This is a genomic window from Sedimentibacter saalensis (assembly GCF_007830175.1).
Taxonomy (GTDB): domain Bacteria; phylum Bacillota; class Clostridia; order Tissierellales; family Sedimentibacteraceae; genus Sedimentibacter; species Sedimentibacter saalensis.
This window is the reverse complement of the sequence record NZ_VLKH01000002.1, coordinates 319,306-337,517: the sequence shown is the minus strand read 5'-3', so window position 1 is coordinate 337,517 and position 18,212 is coordinate 319,306. Positions and strand designations below refer to the sequence as shown.

14 protein-coding genes and 1 other RNA gene are annotated in these 18,212 nt (G+C 35.8%); 14 read left to right on the top strand and 1 reads right to left on the bottom strand.

Going from position 1 to position 18,212, the window contains the following annotated elements:
* Positions 1 to 186: 186 nt before the first annotated feature.
* The 13 genes from LY60_RS04460 to ssrA all read left to right on the top strand — a co-directional run bounded on the left by LY60_RS04460 (position 187) and on the right by ssrA (position 16,254).
* A complete protein-coding gene (locus tag LY60_RS04460) occupies positions 187 to 1,212 on the top strand; it encodes a sugar-binding transcriptional regulator (RefSeq protein WP_019227774.1) in 1,026 nt (341 codons plus the stop codon).
* A 45-nt stretch (positions 1,213 to 1,257) separates the two neighbouring features.
* Positions 1,258 to 2,265, top strand: a complete 1,008-nt coding sequence (gene gap / locus LY60_RS04455; RefSeq protein ID WP_145080557.1) for a type I glyceraldehyde-3-phosphate dehydrogenase — start codon at positions 1,258 to 1,260, stop codon at positions 2,263 to 2,265.
* A gap of 78 nt (positions 2,266 to 2,343) precedes the next feature.
* A complete protein-coding gene (locus LY60_RS04450) occupies positions 2,344 to 3,537 on the top strand; it encodes a phosphoglycerate kinase (RefSeq protein ID WP_145080553.1) in 1,194 nt (397 codons plus the stop codon).
* An 11-nt stretch (positions 3,538 to 3,548) separates the two neighbouring features.
* Complete coding sequence (gene tpiA, locus LY60_RS04445; RefSeq protein ID WP_145080550.1) at positions 3,549 to 4,307, top strand: triose-phosphate isomerase; 759 nt, start codon at positions 3,549 to 3,551, stop codon at positions 4,305 to 4,307.
* Positions 4,308 to 4,320: 13 nt separating this feature from the next.
* The gene (gene gpmI / locus LY60_RS04440) at positions 4,321 to 5,850 is read left to right on the top strand and encodes a 2,3-bisphosphoglycerate-independent phosphoglycerate mutase (protein WP_145080547.1); all 1,530 of its coding nucleotides are present in this window, start codon (positions 4,321 to 4,323) and stop codon (positions 5,848 to 5,850) included.
* Between the two features lie 16 nt (positions 5,851 to 5,866).
* A complete protein-coding gene (gene eno / locus LY60_RS04435) occupies positions 5,867 to 7,159 on the top strand; it encodes a phosphopyruvate hydratase (protein WP_145080545.1) in 1,293 nt (430 codons plus the stop codon).
* Between the two features lie 152 nt (positions 7,160 to 7,311).
* Positions 7,312 to 7,542, top strand: coding sequence for a preprotein translocase subunit SecG (gene secG / locus LY60_RS04430; RefSeq protein WP_376752566.1), 231 nt, complete (start codon positions 7,312 to 7,314; stop codon positions 7,540 to 7,542).
* 205 nt (positions 7,543 to 7,747) lie between these two features.
* Complete coding sequence (locus LY60_RS04425) at positions 7,748 to 9,775, top strand: sodium-translocating pyrophosphatase (protein ID WP_145080542.1); 2,028 nt, start codon at positions 7,748 to 7,750, stop codon at positions 9,773 to 9,775.
* A gap of 277 nt (positions 9,776 to 10,052) precedes the next feature.
* Positions 10,053 to 10,823 carry an alpha/beta fold hydrolase gene (locus tag LY60_RS04420; RefSeq protein WP_145080540.1) on the top strand — a complete coding sequence of 257 codons (771 nt, stop codon included), beginning with the start codon at positions 10,053 to 10,055 and terminating at the stop codon, positions 10,821 to 10,823.
* A 10-nt stretch (positions 10,824 to 10,833) separates the two neighbouring features.
* Entirely contained in the window at positions 10,834 to 12,474 is a 1,641-nt protein-coding gene (locus tag LY60_RS04415; protein WP_145080535.1) for a Mur ligase family protein, read from the top strand.
* Positions 12,475 to 12,484: 10 nt separating this feature from the next.
* Positions 12,485 to 13,642, top strand: a complete 1,158-nt coding sequence (locus tag LY60_RS04410; RefSeq protein WP_145080532.1) for a D-alanine--D-alanine ligase family protein — start codon at positions 12,485 to 12,487, stop codon at positions 13,640 to 13,642.
* A 23-nt stretch (positions 13,643 to 13,665) separates the two neighbouring features.
* A complete protein-coding gene (gene rnr, locus LY60_RS04405; RefSeq protein ID WP_145080530.1) occupies positions 13,666 to 15,786 on the top strand; it encodes a ribonuclease R in 2,121 nt (706 codons plus the stop codon).
* A 112-nt stretch (positions 15,787 to 15,898) separates the two neighbouring features.
* Positions 15,899 to 16,254, top strand: a transfer-messenger RNA (tmRNA) gene (ssrA, locus tag LY60_RS04400).
* Positions 16,255 to 16,454: 200 nt separating this feature from the next.
* Here the strand turns inward: ssrA and LY60_RS04395 are convergent.
* Positions 16,455 to 17,411 carry a nucleoside hydrolase gene (locus tag LY60_RS04395; RefSeq protein ID WP_145080527.1) on the bottom strand — a complete coding sequence of 319 codons (957 nt, stop codon included), beginning with the start codon at positions 17,409 to 17,411 and terminating at the stop codon, positions 16,455 to 16,457.
* 90 nt (positions 17,412 to 17,501) lie between these two features.
* Between LY60_RS04395 and LY60_RS04390 the strand changes: the two genes are divergently transcribed.
* Complete coding sequence (locus LY60_RS04390; protein WP_145080524.1) at positions 17,502 to 18,137, top strand: Crp/Fnr family transcriptional regulator; 636 nt, start codon at positions 17,502 to 17,504, stop codon at positions 18,135 to 18,137.
* The last annotated feature ends 75 nt before the right edge of the window (positions 18,138 to 18,212 follow it).

Here is an 18,212-nt window from a genome sequence, read left to right as displayed (position 1 = left end):
ATAATCAAAATATAAATGTGACACTATTAATAAATAGTATAACACATATCTCAAATCATGTCTGATACCAATCAAAAATAATATTCCAAAATTTAAAAATACTATTGCAATATAATATAAATATGGTAGAATAAACCTAGGGACGTAAAACGAACAACAGGGACATTAGATATCCCGGAGGGATGTATGGAAAACAATAAAATTCTGGAAATTCAAAACAAAATAGTTCCTGAAACTGTTGAATTGTTTATGAAAAGATACGAGATACTAAAGGTTATAAGTTCTATGCAACCCATTGGAAGGAGATCCCTTTCTGTGAAACTTGGCATAACTGAAAGAACCATGCGTACGGAAATAGACAAACTTAAGGAAATGAACCTCATTGACATCAAATCTGCGGGAGTTGAACTCACAAAAGATGGAATTGATGTGCTTTCGGAAATTCACGGCAGCTTTTATTACATAAAAAACTTATCAGATTTGGAATTAAAGCTTATGGAAAAGCTAAAGCTAAAGAAGGTTGCAGTTGTTTCCGGGGATGCTGAAAAAGACAGTTTTGTTTTCAACGACCTTGGAAAAAAGGCAGCTGAAATTGTTCTGGAACTCATAAAAAATGACACTGTGCTTGGTATCACCGGTGGCACAACAATGGCTTGTGTTGTGAGGCAAATGAAAAGAAAAAAAGGAATAAAAAATCTTTTAGTGTTACCTGCAAGAGGAGGGTTGAGCGAGGAGCTTGAAATTCAAGCTAATACAATTGCTGCAAATTTGGCTGAAAAAATTGATGCTCCATACAAGCTGCTGCACATACCTGACAATCTTGATGAAACAGAACTTGGCGTACTAAAGAACAATAAACTCATAAACGATGTTTTGCAGGATATAAAAAGGATTAATCTTCTTGTGTTCGGTCTTGGAAATGCAAAGGAAATGGCTGCCAGAAGAAAAGCAAACAAAGATGTTCTGGACAAAATAGTCAAGGATAATCTTACAGCAGAAGCATTCGGGTATTTCTTTGACAAAGAAGGAAATGTAAAAATGCAGACAAATTCAGTTGGAATATCACTGGACAATTTTAAGGAAATTAAAAATTCAATAGGAGTTGCTGCAGGCAAGTCTAAAGCTGAAGCAATTTATGCAATATCAAAATTCAATAATAATTTTATCCTTGTTACAGACGAAGCTGCTGCAAGAAGGATATTAGAATTATAAATTTAAATAATTATAATATATGATATAAAATTATAGGAGGATAACATGGTTAGAGTAGCAATTAATGGTTTTGGAAGAATAGGAAGATTGGCTTTGAGGCTTATGGCACAGGATGAAGAATTTCAGGTTGTTGCAATCAACACAAATTCTGATGCTGAAACACTGGCATACTTGCTGAAATATGACACAGCTCACGGAAATTTCATGACTGATAAAATTACTTACAATGGCAATGTTTTGATTGTAAACGGCAAGGAAATTGCAACATCAAGAGTAAAAGAGCCTGAAAATTGCAATTGGAAAGAGCTTGACATCGACTTGGTTATCGACTGCACAGGAAAATTCAATGAAAGAGAAAAAGCAGAAGCTCACATAAAAGCAGGAGCTAAGAAAGTTCTTCTTTCTGCACCTGCAAAAGGAGATGTGAAGACTGTTGTTTACAACGTAAACCACAATATTCTTGATGGAACAGAAACAGTAATTTCAGCAGCATCTTGCACAACAAACTGCCTGGCACCTTTGGCAAAAGTTTTAAATGATGAATTCGGAATAGTAAAAGGACTTATGACTACTGTTCATGCATATACAAATGACCAGAACATTCATGACAATTCACACAAGAGCGGTATAAAATCAAGAAGAGGCCGTGCTGCAGCCGCAAATATAGTTCCTGCATCAACTGGAGCAGCTAAGACAGTAGGTGTTGTACTTCCTGAACTGAAAGGGAAACTTGATGGAATAGCTCTTCGTGTTCCTACAATTACAGGTTCTGTAGTGGACCTTACTGTAGAACTTTCAAGAAACACAACAGTTGAAGAAATAAACGCTGCTGTTAAGAAAGCTGCAAATGAAACTCTTGCTTACACAGAAGATCCTATTGTTTCAAGCGATGTTATAGGAAGCAGCTATGCATGCATATTTGATGCTTTGTCAACACAAATCATGGAAGTTGACGGTAAGCAGATGGTTAAACTTATTGCGTGGTATGACAATGAAATGTCATTTACATCACAGTTAGTAAGAGTTGTAAAATACTGGGGTTCAATGAAATAGATTATAAGAACAATTGAGAGCAACTATTCATAAACTTTATGAGTAGTTGCTATTGCTCATGTTGTTTGGGAGGAAATTATGAATAAGAAAACATTGAAAGACATAGATGTGCAGGGCAAAAAAGTTCTTGTTAGATGCGATTTCAACGTTCCATTGGATAAGGAAGGCAATATTACTGATGATATAAGGATCACAAGTTCCATGCCAACCATAGATTATCTGTTGGAAAACAATGCAGCAGTAATTTTGATGTCGCACCTTGGAAGACCAAAAGGACAGCCTTCAAAGGAATTCTCACTGCTTCCTGTTGCAAAAAGGTTAAGCGAAATATTAGGTAAGAACGTTTTGTTTGAAGACTGCGACACTGTAGTTGATGACAGAGTAAAAGAAGATGCAAAAAAGCTTCAGCCAGGAGATGTAATGCTTCTTCAAAATACAAGATTCAGAAAAGAAGAAGAAAAGAACGCAGGTGATTTAGCTCGTGACCTGGCCTCTCTTGGAGATATGTTTGTAAATGATGCCTTTGGAACAGCTCACAGAGCACATTCATCAAATGTTGGAATATGTGGCTACCTTCCTTCGGCAGTCGGTATTTTGGTTGAACGTGAAATTGATATAATGGGTTCAGCTCTTGAAAATCCTAAAAGACCGCTTACTGCAATTTTAGGAGGAGCAAAGGTTTCAGACAAAATTGCGGTTATTGAAAATTTACTTAACATTGCAGACAATATTTTAATAGGCGGAGGAATGATGTATACATTCCTTAAGGCTGAAGGATTCAATACAGGCTCATCTCTTCTTGAGGAAGATAAGGTTGATCTTGCAAAGGAACTCATCAAAAAAGCCAAAGAAAAAAATGTGCGTTTGATCCTTCCGAAAGATACTGTTGTTGCAAAAGAATTTAAAAATGATACGGAATTTTTCCAGACTGATTCAGATAAAATACCAAATGATTTCATGGGGCTGGACATAGGCGAAAAAACAATCGCGGATTTTGAAAATATAATCAAACAATCAAGGACAATAATATGGAACGGACCTCTTGGGGTTTTTGAAATGGAAAACTTTGCAAAGGGAACAAATTCTATTGCAAAAGCAATTGCCCAAAACAAAGAAGCAGTTTCTATAATTGGCGGCGGAGACAGTGCTGCAGCAGTTGAAAAAATAGGCCTTGCTGACAAAATAACTCATATATCCACCGGCGGTGGAGCTTCACTGGAATTTCTGGAAGGAAAAATTCTGCCGGGCATTGATGCAGTTAACGACAAATAAAGGAGTATATGATGAGAAAAACTTTGATAGCAGGCAACTGGAAAATGAACAATGATGTTGAGGCAAGTTTAAAGCTTGTGGAAAGTCTTAAATCATTGTCCAAAGACTTTGATAGCAATGTAGATGTCTTAATATGTCCTGCGTTTACTTCTCTTTATTCAGTAAAAGAAGCTTTGAAGGGAACAAACATTAATATCGGTGCTCAGAACATGCACTTTGAAGACAAGGGTGCATATACTGGCGAAATATCTCCTGTGATGCTTAAAAACATGGGAATTGAATATGTTATTATAGGTCATTCTGAAAGAAGACAATATTTCAATGAAACAGATGAAACTGTAAATAAAAAGCTTAAAGCTGCATTAAAACATAACATAAGACCAATACTTTGTGTAGGCGAAACATTGGAGCAGAGAGAATGCGGCGTAGAAAAGGAAACTGTAAAAAATCAAATTACAAATGACTTTGCCGGTATAGAAAAATGTGAAGCAGAAAATATTGTTGTGGCATATGAACCAATATGGGCCATAGGAACCGGAAAGACTGCCAGCAGCGCTCAGGCCAATGAAATGGCTTCATTTATCAGAATGTGTGTAAAAGACATTTATGATTTGGAATTATCTGAAAAAATAATAATTCAGTACGGCGGAAGCGTAAATAAAGACAATGCCAGTGAAATCCTAAGCCAGTCAGATATTGACGGAGCTTTAGTAGGCGGCGCAAGTCTTAAAGCTGAATCTTTTCTAGATATAATTAATTATGCAAAATAAGGAAGGTCGTAGTATGAATAAAGTAACAGCATTGATTATCCTTGACGGATGGGGATTGGGAACAGATTATGAAGGAAATGCAATTAAAAGAGCAAAGACTCCTAATTTTGATGTATTAATGAGAAAATACCCTAATACTGTATTGTCCGCCAGCGGTTATGACGTAGGTCTTCCAAAAGGTCAAATGGGAAATTCTGAAGTAGGGCATTTAAACATCGGAGCAGGAAGAATAGTTTATCAAGACCTTACAAGGATTACAAAGTCAATTGAAGATGGTGAATTTGAAACAAATGAAGCTTTGTTAAACGCCATTGAGCACGTGAAGAAGAACAATTCAACTCTTCATTTAATAGGACTGTTGTCAGACGGAGGAGTCCACAGCCATAACAGTCATTTATACAGCCTCATTGAACTTGCCAAGAAAAATGACTTAAATGATGTAGAAATTCACTGTATTACTGATGGACGGGATGTAAGTCCAACAAGCAGCCCAAATTACATAAAGGAACTCAAGAAAAAAATCAGTACCATAGGAACAGGCCACATTGCTTCTATAATGGGCAGATACTATGCTATGGACAGAAACAAGCAGTGGGACAGAGTTGAAATTGCATACAACACGATTGTAAACGGAGATGGCGAAAGATTTGCTGATCCTTTAGAAGCAGTGAAGGATTCTTATTTAAGCGGAGTAACAGATGAGTTTATTAAACCTCTTCTTGTTGAAAAGGAAGATGGCACTATTGCTTCTATTAAAGACAATGATGCTGTAATATTCTACAATTTCAGACCAGACAGGGCAAGACAGATTACGAGAGCATTTGTTGACGAAGAGTTCAGCTATTTTGACAGAAAAAAAGTAAATGTGAAATTTGTATGCATGACTCAGTATGACAAGACCATAGAGAATGTTGAAGTGGCATATAAGCCTCATTTTGTTCAAAACACACTTGGAGAATATTTAAGTAGCCTTGGACTGAAACAGCTAAGAGCTGCAGAAACCGAAAAGTATGCACATGTGACTTATTTTTTCAACGGTGAAATAGAAGAACCATTCAAGCATGAAGTAAGAAAACTGATTCCTTCTCCTGATGTGGCAACATATGATCTGAAACCTGAAATGAGTGCCTATGAGCTTAAGGACATGATAATTGAAGAGCTTGAAAAAGATATGTACCAAGTGATGGTAATTAACTTTGCCAATCCGGACATGGTTGGACACACAGGAGACATTGAAGCAGCAATTAAGGCAGTTGAAACAGTTGACAAATGTCTTGGAGAAATAGTGAACTTTATTATCAGGACAGATGGGATTGCACTTATTTGCGCTGATCACGGCAACTGTGAGGAAATGACTGACCCGAGCACTCATGCTAAGCTTACAGCACATTCAACAAACAAGGTTCCATTCATAGTTGTTAACAACAACAGAAAGTTCAAACTGAACGAAGGAATTTTGGCAGACATAGCTCCAACAATGCTGGAACTCATGGGGTTGGAAAAGCCTGTTGAAATGACCGGGCACAGTTTAATAGAAAAATAAAAACGGAGGATATAAAATGACAATAATATCAGATGTATATGCAAGAGAAATATTGGATTCAAGAGCCAATCCTACAATAGAAGTGGAAGTTTGGACTGAATCAGGCGGATATGGAAGAGCAGGAGTACCTTCAGGAGCATCAACGGGAGCTTTTGAAGCAGTGGAATTAAGAGACGGAGATAAGTCAAGATATCTTGGAAAAGGAGTTTTGACAGCCGTAGACAATGTAAATAACATAATAGCTCCTGAACTTATAGGAAGAGATTCTGTTGATCAGTTATCAATCGACAAGCTTCTCTTAGCTCTGGACGGAACACCAAACAAAGGAAAATTGGGTGCAAATGCAATACTTGGAGTATCTATGGCTGTAGCAAAGGCTGCAGCAGACACTCTTGGACTCGAACTTTACCAGTACCTGGGAGGAGTAAACAGCAAAACTCTACCTGTTCCTATGATGAACATATTAAATGGAGGACAGCACGCTGACAACAATGTTGACATTCAGGAATTCATGGTAATGCCTGTTGGCGCATGCTGCTTCAAGGAAGCGCTGAGAATGGGAGCTGAAGTATTCCACAGCCTCAAGAGCGTTCTTAAAGGAAAGGGACTGAACACTTCAGTTGGAGACGAAGGAGGATTCGCTCCAAATCTTACATCTAATGAAGAAGCTTTGGCAACAATTGTTGAAGCAATAGAAAAAGCCGGATATGTTCCCGGAAAAGACATCATGCTTGCAATAGACGTTGCTGCAACAGATCTTTACAATCCTGAAACAAAAATATACACTCTTGAAGGCGAAGGAAGAAAGTTCACTCAGGAAGAAATGGTTGATTTCTATGTTGATCTTGTAAACAGGTATCCAATCATATCCATCGAAGACGGTATGAACGAAGAAGACTGGGAAGGTTGGAAAATCCTTACTGATAAACTTGGCGGAAGAATTCAGATCGTAGGAGACGATTTGTTTGTTACAAACACAGAAAGACTTAAGAAGGGAATCGACCTTAAGGTTGCAAACTCAATATTAATAAAATTAAATCAAATAGGAACAATAACAGAAACTCTTGATGCAATTGAAATGGCTAAAAGAGCAGGATATACAGCCGTTGTTTCACACCGTTCAGGAGAAACAGATGATGCAACAATAGCAGATCTTGTAATTGCTGTAAACGCAGGACAGATTAAAACAGGTGCTCCTTCAAGAATTGACCGTGTGGCTAAATACAATCAGCTTTTAAGACTTGAAGATATACTTGGAGACACTGCTCAGTACAAAGGTATGGAAGTTTTCTACAATATAAAAAAATAATTTATATAATACAAATTGTGGGGAAGTTCGGGCTTAGCCTAAATTCTTTCCCATAATTTTTAATTATTATTGAAAAAATGTTGATTTAAGACATTATTAATGTTATAATTCTACTGTTATTTAAGAGAAGACAGTAACAGGAGGTGTGTATAGTGGAAATAGTAGTAAGAATATTTTTGATAATAGCAAGTTTAATATTAATAGCAAGTATTTTACTGCAATCAGGTAAATCAGCAGGTTTGTCTGGAGAAATTGCCGGAGGCGCTGAATCTATCTGGGGTAGAAACAAAGGCAGAAGCTTTGAAGGAAAACTTGAAAAGGCTACAACAATTTCAGCAATTATTTTCGTTATTGCTTCATTAATTTTAGTAGCAATTCAGTAATATTTTGTAATTTTTTGGTAATAATATTTATAAATTCTACTTAGAATTTAAAATGTTGTATAACAGTGACCGGCACAAAAGTGTCGTGCACTTTTGTGTGCATAAGAAAACGATACATAATTGTGGCTTATCACTAAATAATAAGCAATATTTTTGTGTAAAATTCTTATGAAAAATTTAATTAAACTACGGAGGAAAGAAACAAATGGGTACTTTAATAATAGCCCCTATAGTTGGGGTTTTGGCTTTGCTTTTTGCTTTTTATAAAGCATCAGGCATCAATAAGGTTGATCCTGGTACAGACAGAATGAAAGAAATTTCTTCATTCATTCATGAAGGTGCAATGGCGTTCCTTGCAAGAGAATACAAATCAGTTGGACTTTTTGCTATTATTTTGTTCGTTATTCTTGGACTCGGAATCGGCTGGACAACTGCATTGGCATATGCAGTAGGATCAGGATTTTCTATATTAGCAGGATATTTCGGAATGACAGTTGCTACTAAAGCAAATGTAAGAACAGCTAATGCTGCTAGAACTTCAGGAATGAACAAGGCACTTGATGTTGCATTCTCAGGCGGTTCAGTAATGGGTATGGTTGTTGTTGGTCTTGGACTTTTAGGAACAGGCATATTCTGGCTTATATTCAAAGATGCAAGTATTATAACAGGATTCAGTCTTGGTGCTTCTTCAGTAGCATTGTTTGCACGTGTTGGCGGCGGTATCTATACTAAAGCAGCAGACGTTGGAGCAGACCTTGTTGGTAAAGTAGAAGCAGGTATACCTGAAGACGACCCAAGAAACCCAGCAGTTATAGCAGACAACGTTGGTGACAATGTTGGTGACGTTGCTGGTATGGGAGCTGACTTATTTGAATCATATGTTGGAGCAATTGTATCATCAATTACATTGGGAGTTATTGCTTACGAAGGCGGAAACGGTGTTATGTTCCCTCTTCTGATTTCAGCAGTAGGTATATTGGCTTCAATAATAGGAACATTGTTTGTAAGAGGAAAAGAAGGATCTAACCCACAAAAAGCTTTAAACATGGGTACATACATGAGCTCATTGGTAGTTGTTGTTGCAGCTTTCTTCCTGAGCCAGTCTATACTTGGAAGCTTACAGCCATTTGGATCAATCGTATTCGGTTTGGCAGTTGGTTTAATTATTGCAAAAATTACTGAAATCTACACTTCAGGTGATTATAAATATGTACAGGAAATTGCTGATCAGTCTGAAACTGGAGCAGCAACAACAATCATCAGCGGTTTGTCAGTTGGTATGAGATCAACAGGTTATCCTATAGTTGTTTTGGCTGTTGGTATAATCGGAGCTTATTTCATAGCTGGTTATTCTGCAGATGGACTTAACGCAGTTAAAGGATTGTATGGTATAGCTCTTGCAGCTGTAGGTATGCTTTCTACAACAGGTATGACAGTTGCAGTTGATGCTTACGGACCAATAGCAGATAATGCCGGCGGTATTGCTGAAATGTGTGAATTGCCTCACGAAGTAAGAGAAATCACTGATAAACTTGACTCAGTTGGAAATACTACAGCAGCAATCGGTAAAGGATTTGCAATCGGTTCAGCAGCTTTAACAGCTTTGGCACTGTTTGCTTCTTATACTCAGGCTGTTGGAATCACATCAATCAGCTTGACAGAGCCTACAGTTATAGCAGGCTTGTTCATAGGCGGTATGCTTCCATTCCTGTTCTCAGCTATTACAATGAGCGCAGTTGGTAAAGCAGCATTCTCAATGATTGAAGAAGTAAGAAGACAGTTTAAAGAAATGCCTGGTATTATGGAAGGAAAAGATAAGCCAGATTACAGAAGATGTGTTGATATTTCTACAGCAGCAGCTTTAAGAGAAATGATTGTACCAGGTCTTTTAGCAGTTGTAGTTCCATTGCTTGTTGGATTCCTTTTAGGAACTGAAGCTTTAGGCGGATTACAAGCAGGAGCACTTGTATCAGGTGTTCTTATGGCAATCATGATGTCAAATGCCGGCGGAGCTTGGGACAATGCAAAAAAATACATTGAATCAGGAACTCACGGCGGAAAAGGAAGCGCAGCTCACAAGGCAGCAGTTGTTGGAGATACAGTTGGAGACCCATTCAAAGATACTTCAGGACCTTCAATAAACATCCTTATAAAGCTTATGACAGTTGTTTCACTGGTATTCGGACCAATGCTTGCACAGTACGGCGGAATATTGATGAAATTATTCCAATAAAATAAATCAGAAATCTTAAAGGCTTCTCTCAGGAGAAGTCTTTTTTCTTGCAGTATTATGGAATAGTATGGTATAATCATTTTTGAAAATTTACATATAATGATAATAGGATATTTTATTAATAACCAAAGATGAATAATTAATTGAATGATTAAGTATAAAAATAAATTCATAACAATACCATGGAATGTTATACTTGATTAAAATGTGATAAGTTATTCTACATAAGAAAATAATTTGAAGTTTTATTATTATTTAGTAACAAAGAGAGGTTATAATGCATATTGATGTAGATGGACTTAAAATAAATTACATAATTGAAGGTACAGGAAGAGATGTGCTGCTTCTTCACGGTTGGGGCGGAAGTATTCAGACCATGATGCCAATATTTAATATATTAAAAGATAAATGCAGAGTTGTGGCATTGGATCTTCCGGGCTTTGGTGAAAGTGATGTTCCGGGGAGACCATGGAATTCATACGATTATGCAGAATGCATTAAAAAATTTATTGATAAAACCGGACTTAAGAGTATAATATTGTTTGGACATTCTCATGGGGGCAGAATTTCAATTATTTTGTCTGGAAAATACAACATGGTTAACAAGCTTATTCTTATTGACAGTGCCGGATTGATACCAAAAAGAAGCACAAAATATTATTTCAAGGTGTATTCTTTCAAATTTCTTAAAAAATTATACACAACTTTTTCATTTGGAAAATCAAAAGAAGAAAAACTTGAAAAATTTTATGAAAAATATGGATCAACAGATTATAAAGAGTCTCACGGAATCATGCGCCAGACTATGGTTAAGGTGGTAAATGACAATTTAGAGCCTTTGATTCCAAAAATCAAAAATCCCACACTGCTTATATGGGGTGAAAACGACCAGGATACTCCATTGTACATGGGCAAAATCATGGAAGAAAAAATCCCCGACAGCGGACTTGTTGTATTAAAAGGAGCTGGACATTATTCGTACATTGATTGCTATGACCAGTTTAAAGCAGTCATTAATTCTTTTTTGAAAGATGATTTCATAAGATAGGAGAGAGAAAATGCAGTCATTAATTTTATTGTTTACAGCTTGTTGGTTTTTATTGTGTGCTTTAAAACTGAAATTTTCACTACATATGGTTCAAATTGAAGGTTATGATTTATATAAGTACACTGAGTGGATGAATAGTCACAAAGACAAAATATATACAATAAAGGATAAAGCATATGCCTTGATTTCTGCAGTAAACGGGGTGTTTTTTGTCATAGCTTCCATAAAAGGCGATAACAATCTTTATTCCTATTCCATAGCAAGTTCCATTTTCACATCATTGTTTTTGTACTTGGGAAACAGGACCAAGTATGAATCTAAAAAGCCACTTGTTTTTACTTCAAGGGCAAAAAGGTTGTATGGAATTTCCATGGGTCTTGTTGCAGCTGATTTTTTAATTGTATTATTGCTTGTCAAAGTGTTTCTTAAGGATGTGACAGATTATTTTCCGCTTTGGGCAGGCATACTTTCAGTTGTTTATTATTTTTGCTCTTATTACATGGCAGGTGCAATTTACATTGCTAATCCCATAGAAAAAAATATAAATCAAAAATACTACACTGTTGCTTCAAACAAAATTAAAAATATGAAAAATGTGAAGTCCATAGGAATAACAGGAAGCTACGGGAAAACAAGCACAAAGTTTTTTTCTGCAACAATTTTGAGCGAAAAATACAAAGTTCTGAACACTCCTGAAAGCTACAACACCCCAATGGGAATAAGTAAAATTATAAACAACGATTTAGATGAAAATTTTGATATTTTTATAGCTGAGCTGGGAGCCACAAAGGTTGGAGACATTGATGAAGTTGCAAAACTCACAAACCCTGAAATAGGCATAATCACTTCCATAGGGCCATGTCATCTTGAAACATTCAAGTCCATTGACAACATTATGAGAACAAAGTATGAACTCATTGAAAATCTTCCTGATGATGGTGTTGCAATATTTAACTATGACAATGAATATGTAAAGAAACTTGCTGACAAGACGTTTAAGGAAAAAATTCTCTATGGAATTGAAAATATTGAAGACACTGACGTCTTTGCAACTGACATTAAAGTCAGCAGCAAGGGAAGCACATTTTCACTTTGTATAAACGGTCTTGGAACAATTGAATGTGAAACAAGGCTTTTAGGAGCCCACAACATACATAACATACTTGCAGGAGCAGCAATTGCAAAGGTCATGGGACTCACACTTCAAGAGATCAAAATGGGAATATCAAAAATTGAAAGCGTGGAACACAGACTTCAGCTAATAAATCCCGGAACTGGTGTAATAGTAATAGATGATGCGTTTAATTCAAATCCTGACGGAGCCAAGGCTGCTTTGGATGTGCTGGATTCGTTCAAGGACAACAGAAAGATAATAGTTACTCCAGGAATGGTGGAGCTTGGTGAAATAGAAGAAGAAGAAAACGAGAAGTTTGGTGAAAATATAGCAAAAGTATGCGACATAGCAATTCTCGTTGGAAAGAAAAGAACAACTCCTATATACAACGGATTAAAAAGAAAGACATTCAATGAAGATAATTTGTATGTGGTTAATTCTTTGGATGAAGCAAGCGAACTTATGAAGACACTGACTAAGGTCGGTGATGTTGTGTTGTTTGAAAATGATTTGCCCGACACATATAATGAAAAATAATGGAGGTATTATGAAAAAATCTATTGGAATTATAATCGGCGGAAAATCTGTTGAGCATGAAGTATCTATCATATCCGGCCTGCAGGTTTTAGACAACATTGATAAAGACATTTATGAACCTATGATAATTTACATCCAAAAGGATGGGAAGTGGTATATTGGCAAGAGCCTCCATGACATCAGCAATTACAAGGCTAAGAAATTTGAAGGTGCATATGAGGTGCTTCCAGGTTTTAAGGATGGAAAACTAGTTTTATATCCACATCCGGAACTTAAGCAGGGATTGTTTGGCAAGAAGTATGAAACCGCTGAGGTTGAAGTTGTATTTCCTGCAGTTCACGGAACAAATGTTGAAGATGGAGCCCTACACGGAATGTTTCAAATGAACAACGTTGCATGTGCATTTGGTTCTGTTTTAAGTTCATCTGTTGGAATGGATAAAGTTGTAATGAAGCAGGTGTTCCAGAGCAACAATCTTCCTGTAGTAGACTACACATGGTTCTACAGAAGCAGCTACGAAGGCGAAAAGGAAGAAATTATAGAAAGAATTGAAAAAATAGGATATCCTTTGATTGTTAAACCAGCCAACCTTGGCTCAAGCATTGGAATAAGCAAGGCTAAGAACAAGGAAGAACTTTTGGTTTCAGTTGAAGTGGCAATGGCTTATGACAGAAAGATAATTGTTGAAAAATGCATAGAAAATGTAAGAGAGATCAACTGTGCAGTAATGGGCTATGAAAATGACCTGACAGCTTCTCTTTGCGAAGAACCTGTGGGATGGAAGGAATTCCTTACATATGAAGACAAATATGTGAACAAGAAAAAGGATGCTTCAGAATCAAAGAGAAGAATTCCTGCGGATATTCCTGATGAAATTACGGAATCTATTAAAAAGTATGCTAAGGAATCCTTTAAATCAGTGGATTGCTGCGGAAACGCAAGAATAGATTTCCTTTATGATGGCAATAATATTTATGTCAATGAAATAAATACCATTCCCGGTTCCATAGCATTTTATCTGTGGGAAGGTATGGGAATTAATTTTACTGACTTAATTACTAAAATAATCGAGTTTGCTGAAGTACAAAAGGATCAAAGAAAAATTAACATTGTTTCCTATGACATTGATTTGTTGAACAAGATGGGCGGAGGCAGCAAACACAAGTAGGTTACAATACCTGGGAGAAATATATGAACATTAAAGAAAAAATATTATTATTCATGAAAGATGAAGCTTACAAACCTTTGACGATTAATGAGCTCATGCAGGCTCTTGAAATTGAGCAAAGCATGAAAAAGGAAATTCTTAAAATTTTGAATGAGCTGGAAAACGAAGGAAAAATCATATTTACAAGGACTGAAAGATACGGTATTCCTGAAAAAATGAATCTTGTTATTGGTACATTGGAAGGTCATCAGAAAGGTTATGCTTTTTTAAGACCTGACGACAAGGAAATCAATGACATATTCATATCCCCTGTGGACATGAACGGTGCCATGCACGGAGACAAGGTAATAGTGCGTCCAATGAAAATATCCGAAGAAGTGAAAAGCCCAGAAGGAAAAGTAATAAGAATAATTGAAAGGGCTAATACATTTGTTATAGGAACATTTCAAAAAAGCAAGCACTTTGGATTTGTTGTGCCTGACGATAAAAGAATCGCCACTGATATTTTCGTACCACAGGAATATATCAACAATGCAAAATCAAACAGCAAGGTAACCGTAAAAATAACAGAATGGCCTGAAAAGAGAAAGAATCCTGAAGGAAGAATTGTTGAAGTTATAGGAGATATTGAAGACACAAAGACACATATAGAAGCAGTGCTTCTTGCGAAAAAAGTAAGACAGTTTTTCCCTGAAGATGTTATTAAGGAAGCAATAAAGGTATCAGCTGAAGGAATTCACGAACAAGAGTATAAGAGAAGGAAGGATTTAAGAGAACTTCCTATCATTACAATTGACGGTGAAGATGCAAAGGATCTGGATGATGCTGTTTATGCAGAAAAAATTAATGACAATGAATATAAGTTAAGCGTTCATATAGCAGATGTAACCCATTATGTGAAAGAAGACAGAAAACTTGACAAGGAAGCTCTGAAGCGTGCAACAAGTATATACATAAGCGACAGAGTTATTCCAATGCTTCCTAAGGAACTTTCAAACGGCGTGTGCAGCTTGAATCCAAACGAAGATAAGCTGACATTGTCTGTTGATATGACAATAACTGCTGACGGCAAGGTTACTGACTATACAATATTTGAAAGCATAATAAGAAACCACTACCGCATGACATATACGGATGTTTCAAATATTCTGGAATTTCCCGATGAAAACCAGGAACTTCTTGATAAATACAAGGAAATCCTGCCAATGCTCAAAGTTATGGAAGAATTAAGCCTGCTTTTGAGACGAAAAAGGGAAGTTAGAGGAGCCATAGATTTTGAGTTCCCTGAAACAAAAATCATAACCGATGAAAAAGGAAAGGCAATTGACGTAACAAAGTACGAAAGAAGAGTATCAAATAAAATAATCGAAGAATTCATGCTTGTTTGTAATGAAACTGTTGCAGAACACTACTACTGGTTGAACATGCCTTTTGTTTACAGAATACACGAGGACCCTGAAGATGAGAAAATGTATGAGTTTTCAAAATTCATACACAACCTAGGATACACGCTCAAGGGAAACAATGACGTCCACCCAAGGGAACTTCAACAGCTTCTTTTAAAAATTAAAGGAACAAAAGAAGAAACCCTCATAAACAACATGATGCTTCGTTCTTTGAGAAAGGCAATTTATTCACCTGAAAGCTCCACACACTTTGGTCTGGCTGCTCAGTATTACTGCCATTTCACTTCACCTATCAGAAGATACCCTGACCTGCAGATACACCGCATCATAAAAGGTCAGATAAATGGCAAATTTTCAGAAGCTGCACTAAACAAGCTGGCTGAAAGAACAGTTGCTGTTGCAGAACAGTCTTCAAAGATGGAGAGAATTGCAGATGAAATCGAAAGAGACACAGACAAAATAAAAATTGCCGAATTCATGTCCGATAAAATCGGAGAAGAATATGAAGGAGTGATTTCAGGTGTAACAAGCTTCGGAATATTTGTGGAACTTGAAAACACCGTTGAAGGCCTTGTGCACATATCAAATATGGTGGATGACTACTATGTTTATGACAATGAAAAGAAGGAACTCTTCGGACAGGGAAGCAGAAAAGTGTTTAAAATAGGTGATGCAGTAAGAGTAAAACTGGTCAGTGTAAGCATTGCAAAAGCTGAAATAGATTTTGTGCTGATTTAAACATAATTGGCAAATTTAAGCATAATAATATTAAGTTAAATAAAATAAAATTTAAGTTTTGTTTAAGCAAAAATCTCTAGAATATAACTAGAGATTTTTCTTATCCCATTTAGGGGGCGTACTTGGTTTCGACGGGGGTATAGAAGGAAGATAAGCGAGTCGTTGCCGCAAAACAACGTAAAAAGTTGCAACAAAATATAAACGCAAAAGAAAACAATAATTTAGCATTCGCTGCTTAATTGCAGCTGCTTGTTCCGCTTAGCCGACCTGTAGGCTAAAACGGGGCATCATCTAAATCAGGGAACTGCTTAAGGGGGCTTCGACCTTAGGCTGAACAACCGAAGCTAGCCGAAACTTCAGCTTGACCATAAGCGGTAGACAAGGCGAAATTTAAATTATGGTCTGCACTCGGAGAAAGTCTTTTGGAAATATTTTCGGACGTGGGTTCGACACCCACCGCCTCCATACAAAAACATGAAATATTTAAACTCCTCAATTTTGAGGAGTTTTTGATTGTGGATATACAATAATGTAATGTTATCTGCTTTTATTATGTAAAGACAAAGAGCCGAAAGACTGTGAGGTTTTATCTTTGTGGTTACCTGATCCTTCTTAAGATGATTGTTTTTGTCTACTTATTGCTGGCAACTTTCAAAATGTTATAAGAATTACCTATTAGTTAATATATGTAGCAGTTTTTCTTTAAATAGATTAGTATCTATAGTTTTACAGACAATTGCATTTGGGATATTACCAGCATATCCATCTGAAATTGCTAATTTACTGCCGTCATTAATTATAACTTGACCATAAGCCGCTTCTTCCTTAGTACAAGTGTAGCAATAACATAATTTATCTTCAAGTACTATTTCCTTCCATAACACTACACCCATTGCTACAGCATCTGGTAAGTCAATTATATATTCATTATTTCTTTTTAAATTAAACTCAAGTAGTGCTTGATTACATTTTACAGAAAACTCTGCTTCTTTCATTTCACTCGAAAGCAATGATTCGATATCATTTCTATTTAATGCTGCATCTTTACAGCAAAGATCAAATCCTACAATTGTAAGAGGTATATTAGAATTAAGCAAAATACTGTATGACTCTGCATCAACATAAACATTGAATTCTGCAACAGGAGTTGTATTTCCAGGACCAAATCCAGATGTACCCATTGAATATATGTGTTTTACCTTTTTCATAGTTTCTGGTGATTTTAATATTGCAAGTGCAATGTTTGTAGCAGGTCCAAGAGCTACAATTTCAATTTCTCCTGGATTTTTTTCTACTATTTCAATTATAGCATCAACAGCGTGTTTTTTTTCTGAAATTAAAGTTGGATGAATTAAATTGCAATCACCCATACCATCTTCACCATGTACATTAACAGCAGTTACCAATTTTCTCATAAGCGGGCTAGCAGCTCCAATGTAAAGTGGTGGTTTTTGGGCATTTGTTATTTCAATTGTCATAAGTGCATTTTTAGTTGCAAGATCAAGTGGAACATTTCCGCATACTGTCGTTACTGCTTCGACCTTTATATCTTTGGATTTTAATGCCATTATCAAAGCAACTGCATCATCACTTCCAGTATCCGTATCAATGATTATTTTTCTCATGTTAAACCTCCAAGAATATTATTGACTAAATTATAATCATAAAGATATAATAAAAATAGGACAAATGACCCAAATAAAGGTAGGTTTATAATGAATTTAAAGGATATTGTATCTGCTGCACCGGAGCATATTAAAAGTGAGTTTATATATAAAAAACATGAAAAAGGCAGTTCGATTTTTTTACCCAACGAAGCAAATAATTATCTTTATATTTTAATAAATGGAAGAGCTGAGGTATATAGTCAAAACTATTCAGGTTCCTATATTTCCTTATATTTATTTGACTCATATAGCTGTTTTGGAGAAATAGAGATTTTTAATAATAAATTTAAAACCTTAGGAGTCATTGCAAAAACCAATTGTGATACAATATCCATAAATAAAAATGCGGTCATACAATGGCTTCAAGAAGATATTAATTTTACATTATATCTTATAGAACAATTTGCTGAAAAATTAATACATAGTTCCAATGCAATTTCTAAATTATCTTTATTAACAGTTAAAGAACGAGTTTTAGATAGTATTTACATTCATTACAGAATTGGGGATTTAGATCAATTAACAAAAGAAAAGTTATCAAGCGAAATATGTGTGCCAATCAGAAGCTTAAATCGTTCAATAGCCAAATGTATAGATGAAGGATTAATTGCTATGATTAACAAGAAAATTACAATTAATTCCTTAGAAAAGCTTGAGAAATATTATAATGATAACTTAGTATAATAGAGTTTATAGAACTTAAAGCAGATTTGAAAATTGCAAAAATATGACTTGTAAAAAGATATGTTTATGATTGAT

What these genes read in the sequence shown, in the direction of transcription:
- eno (WP_145080545.1), top strand. Translation starts at nt 5,867, where the DNA reads ATGACAATAATATCAGATGTATATGCAAGAGAAATATTGGATTCAAGA.
- tpiA (WP_145080550.1), top strand. Translation starts at nt 3,549, where the DNA reads ATGAGAAAAACTTTGATAGCAGGCAACTGGAAAATGAACAATGATGTT.
- gap (WP_145080557.1), top strand. Translation starts at nt 1,258, where the DNA reads ATGGTTAGAGTAGCAATTAATGGTTTTGGAAGAATAGGAAGATTGGCT.
- LY60_RS04410 (WP_145080532.1), top strand. Translation starts at nt 12,485, where the DNA reads ATGAAAAAATCTATTGGAATTATAATCGGCGGAAAATCTGTTGAGCAT.
- LY60_RS04420 (WP_145080540.1), top strand. Translation starts at nt 10,053, where the DNA reads ATGCATATTGATGTAGATGGACTTAAAATAAATTACATAATTGAAGGT.
- LY60_RS04450 (WP_145080553.1), top strand. Translation starts at nt 2,344, where the DNA reads ATGAATAAGAAAACATTGAAAGACATAGATGTGCAGGGCAAAAAAGTT.
- LY60_RS04425 (WP_145080542.1), top strand. Translation starts at nt 7,748, where the DNA reads ATGGGTACTTTAATAATAGCCCCTATAGTTGGGGTTTTGGCTTTGCTT.
- gpmI (WP_145080547.1), top strand. Translation starts at nt 4,321, where the DNA reads ATGAATAAAGTAACAGCATTGATTATCCTTGACGGATGGGGATTGGGA.
- LY60_RS04390 (WP_145080524.1), top strand. Translation starts at nt 17,502, where the DNA reads ATGAATTTAAAGGATATTGTATCTGCTGCACCGGAGCATATTAAAAGT.
- LY60_RS04395 (WP_145080527.1), bottom strand. Translation starts at nt 17,411, where the DNA reads ATGAGAAAAATAATCATTGATACGGATACTGGAAGTGATGATGCAGTT.
- LY60_RS04415 (WP_145080535.1), top strand. Translation starts at nt 10,834, where the DNA reads ATGCAGTCATTAATTTTATTGTTTACAGCTTGTTGGTTTTTATTGTGT.
- rnr (WP_145080530.1), top strand. Translation starts at nt 13,666, where the DNA reads ATGAACATTAAAGAAAAAATATTATTATTCATGAAAGATGAAGCTTAC.
- LY60_RS04460 (WP_019227774.1), top strand. Translation starts at nt 187, where the DNA reads ATGGAAAACAATAAAATTCTGGAAATTCAAAACAAAATAGTTCCTGAA.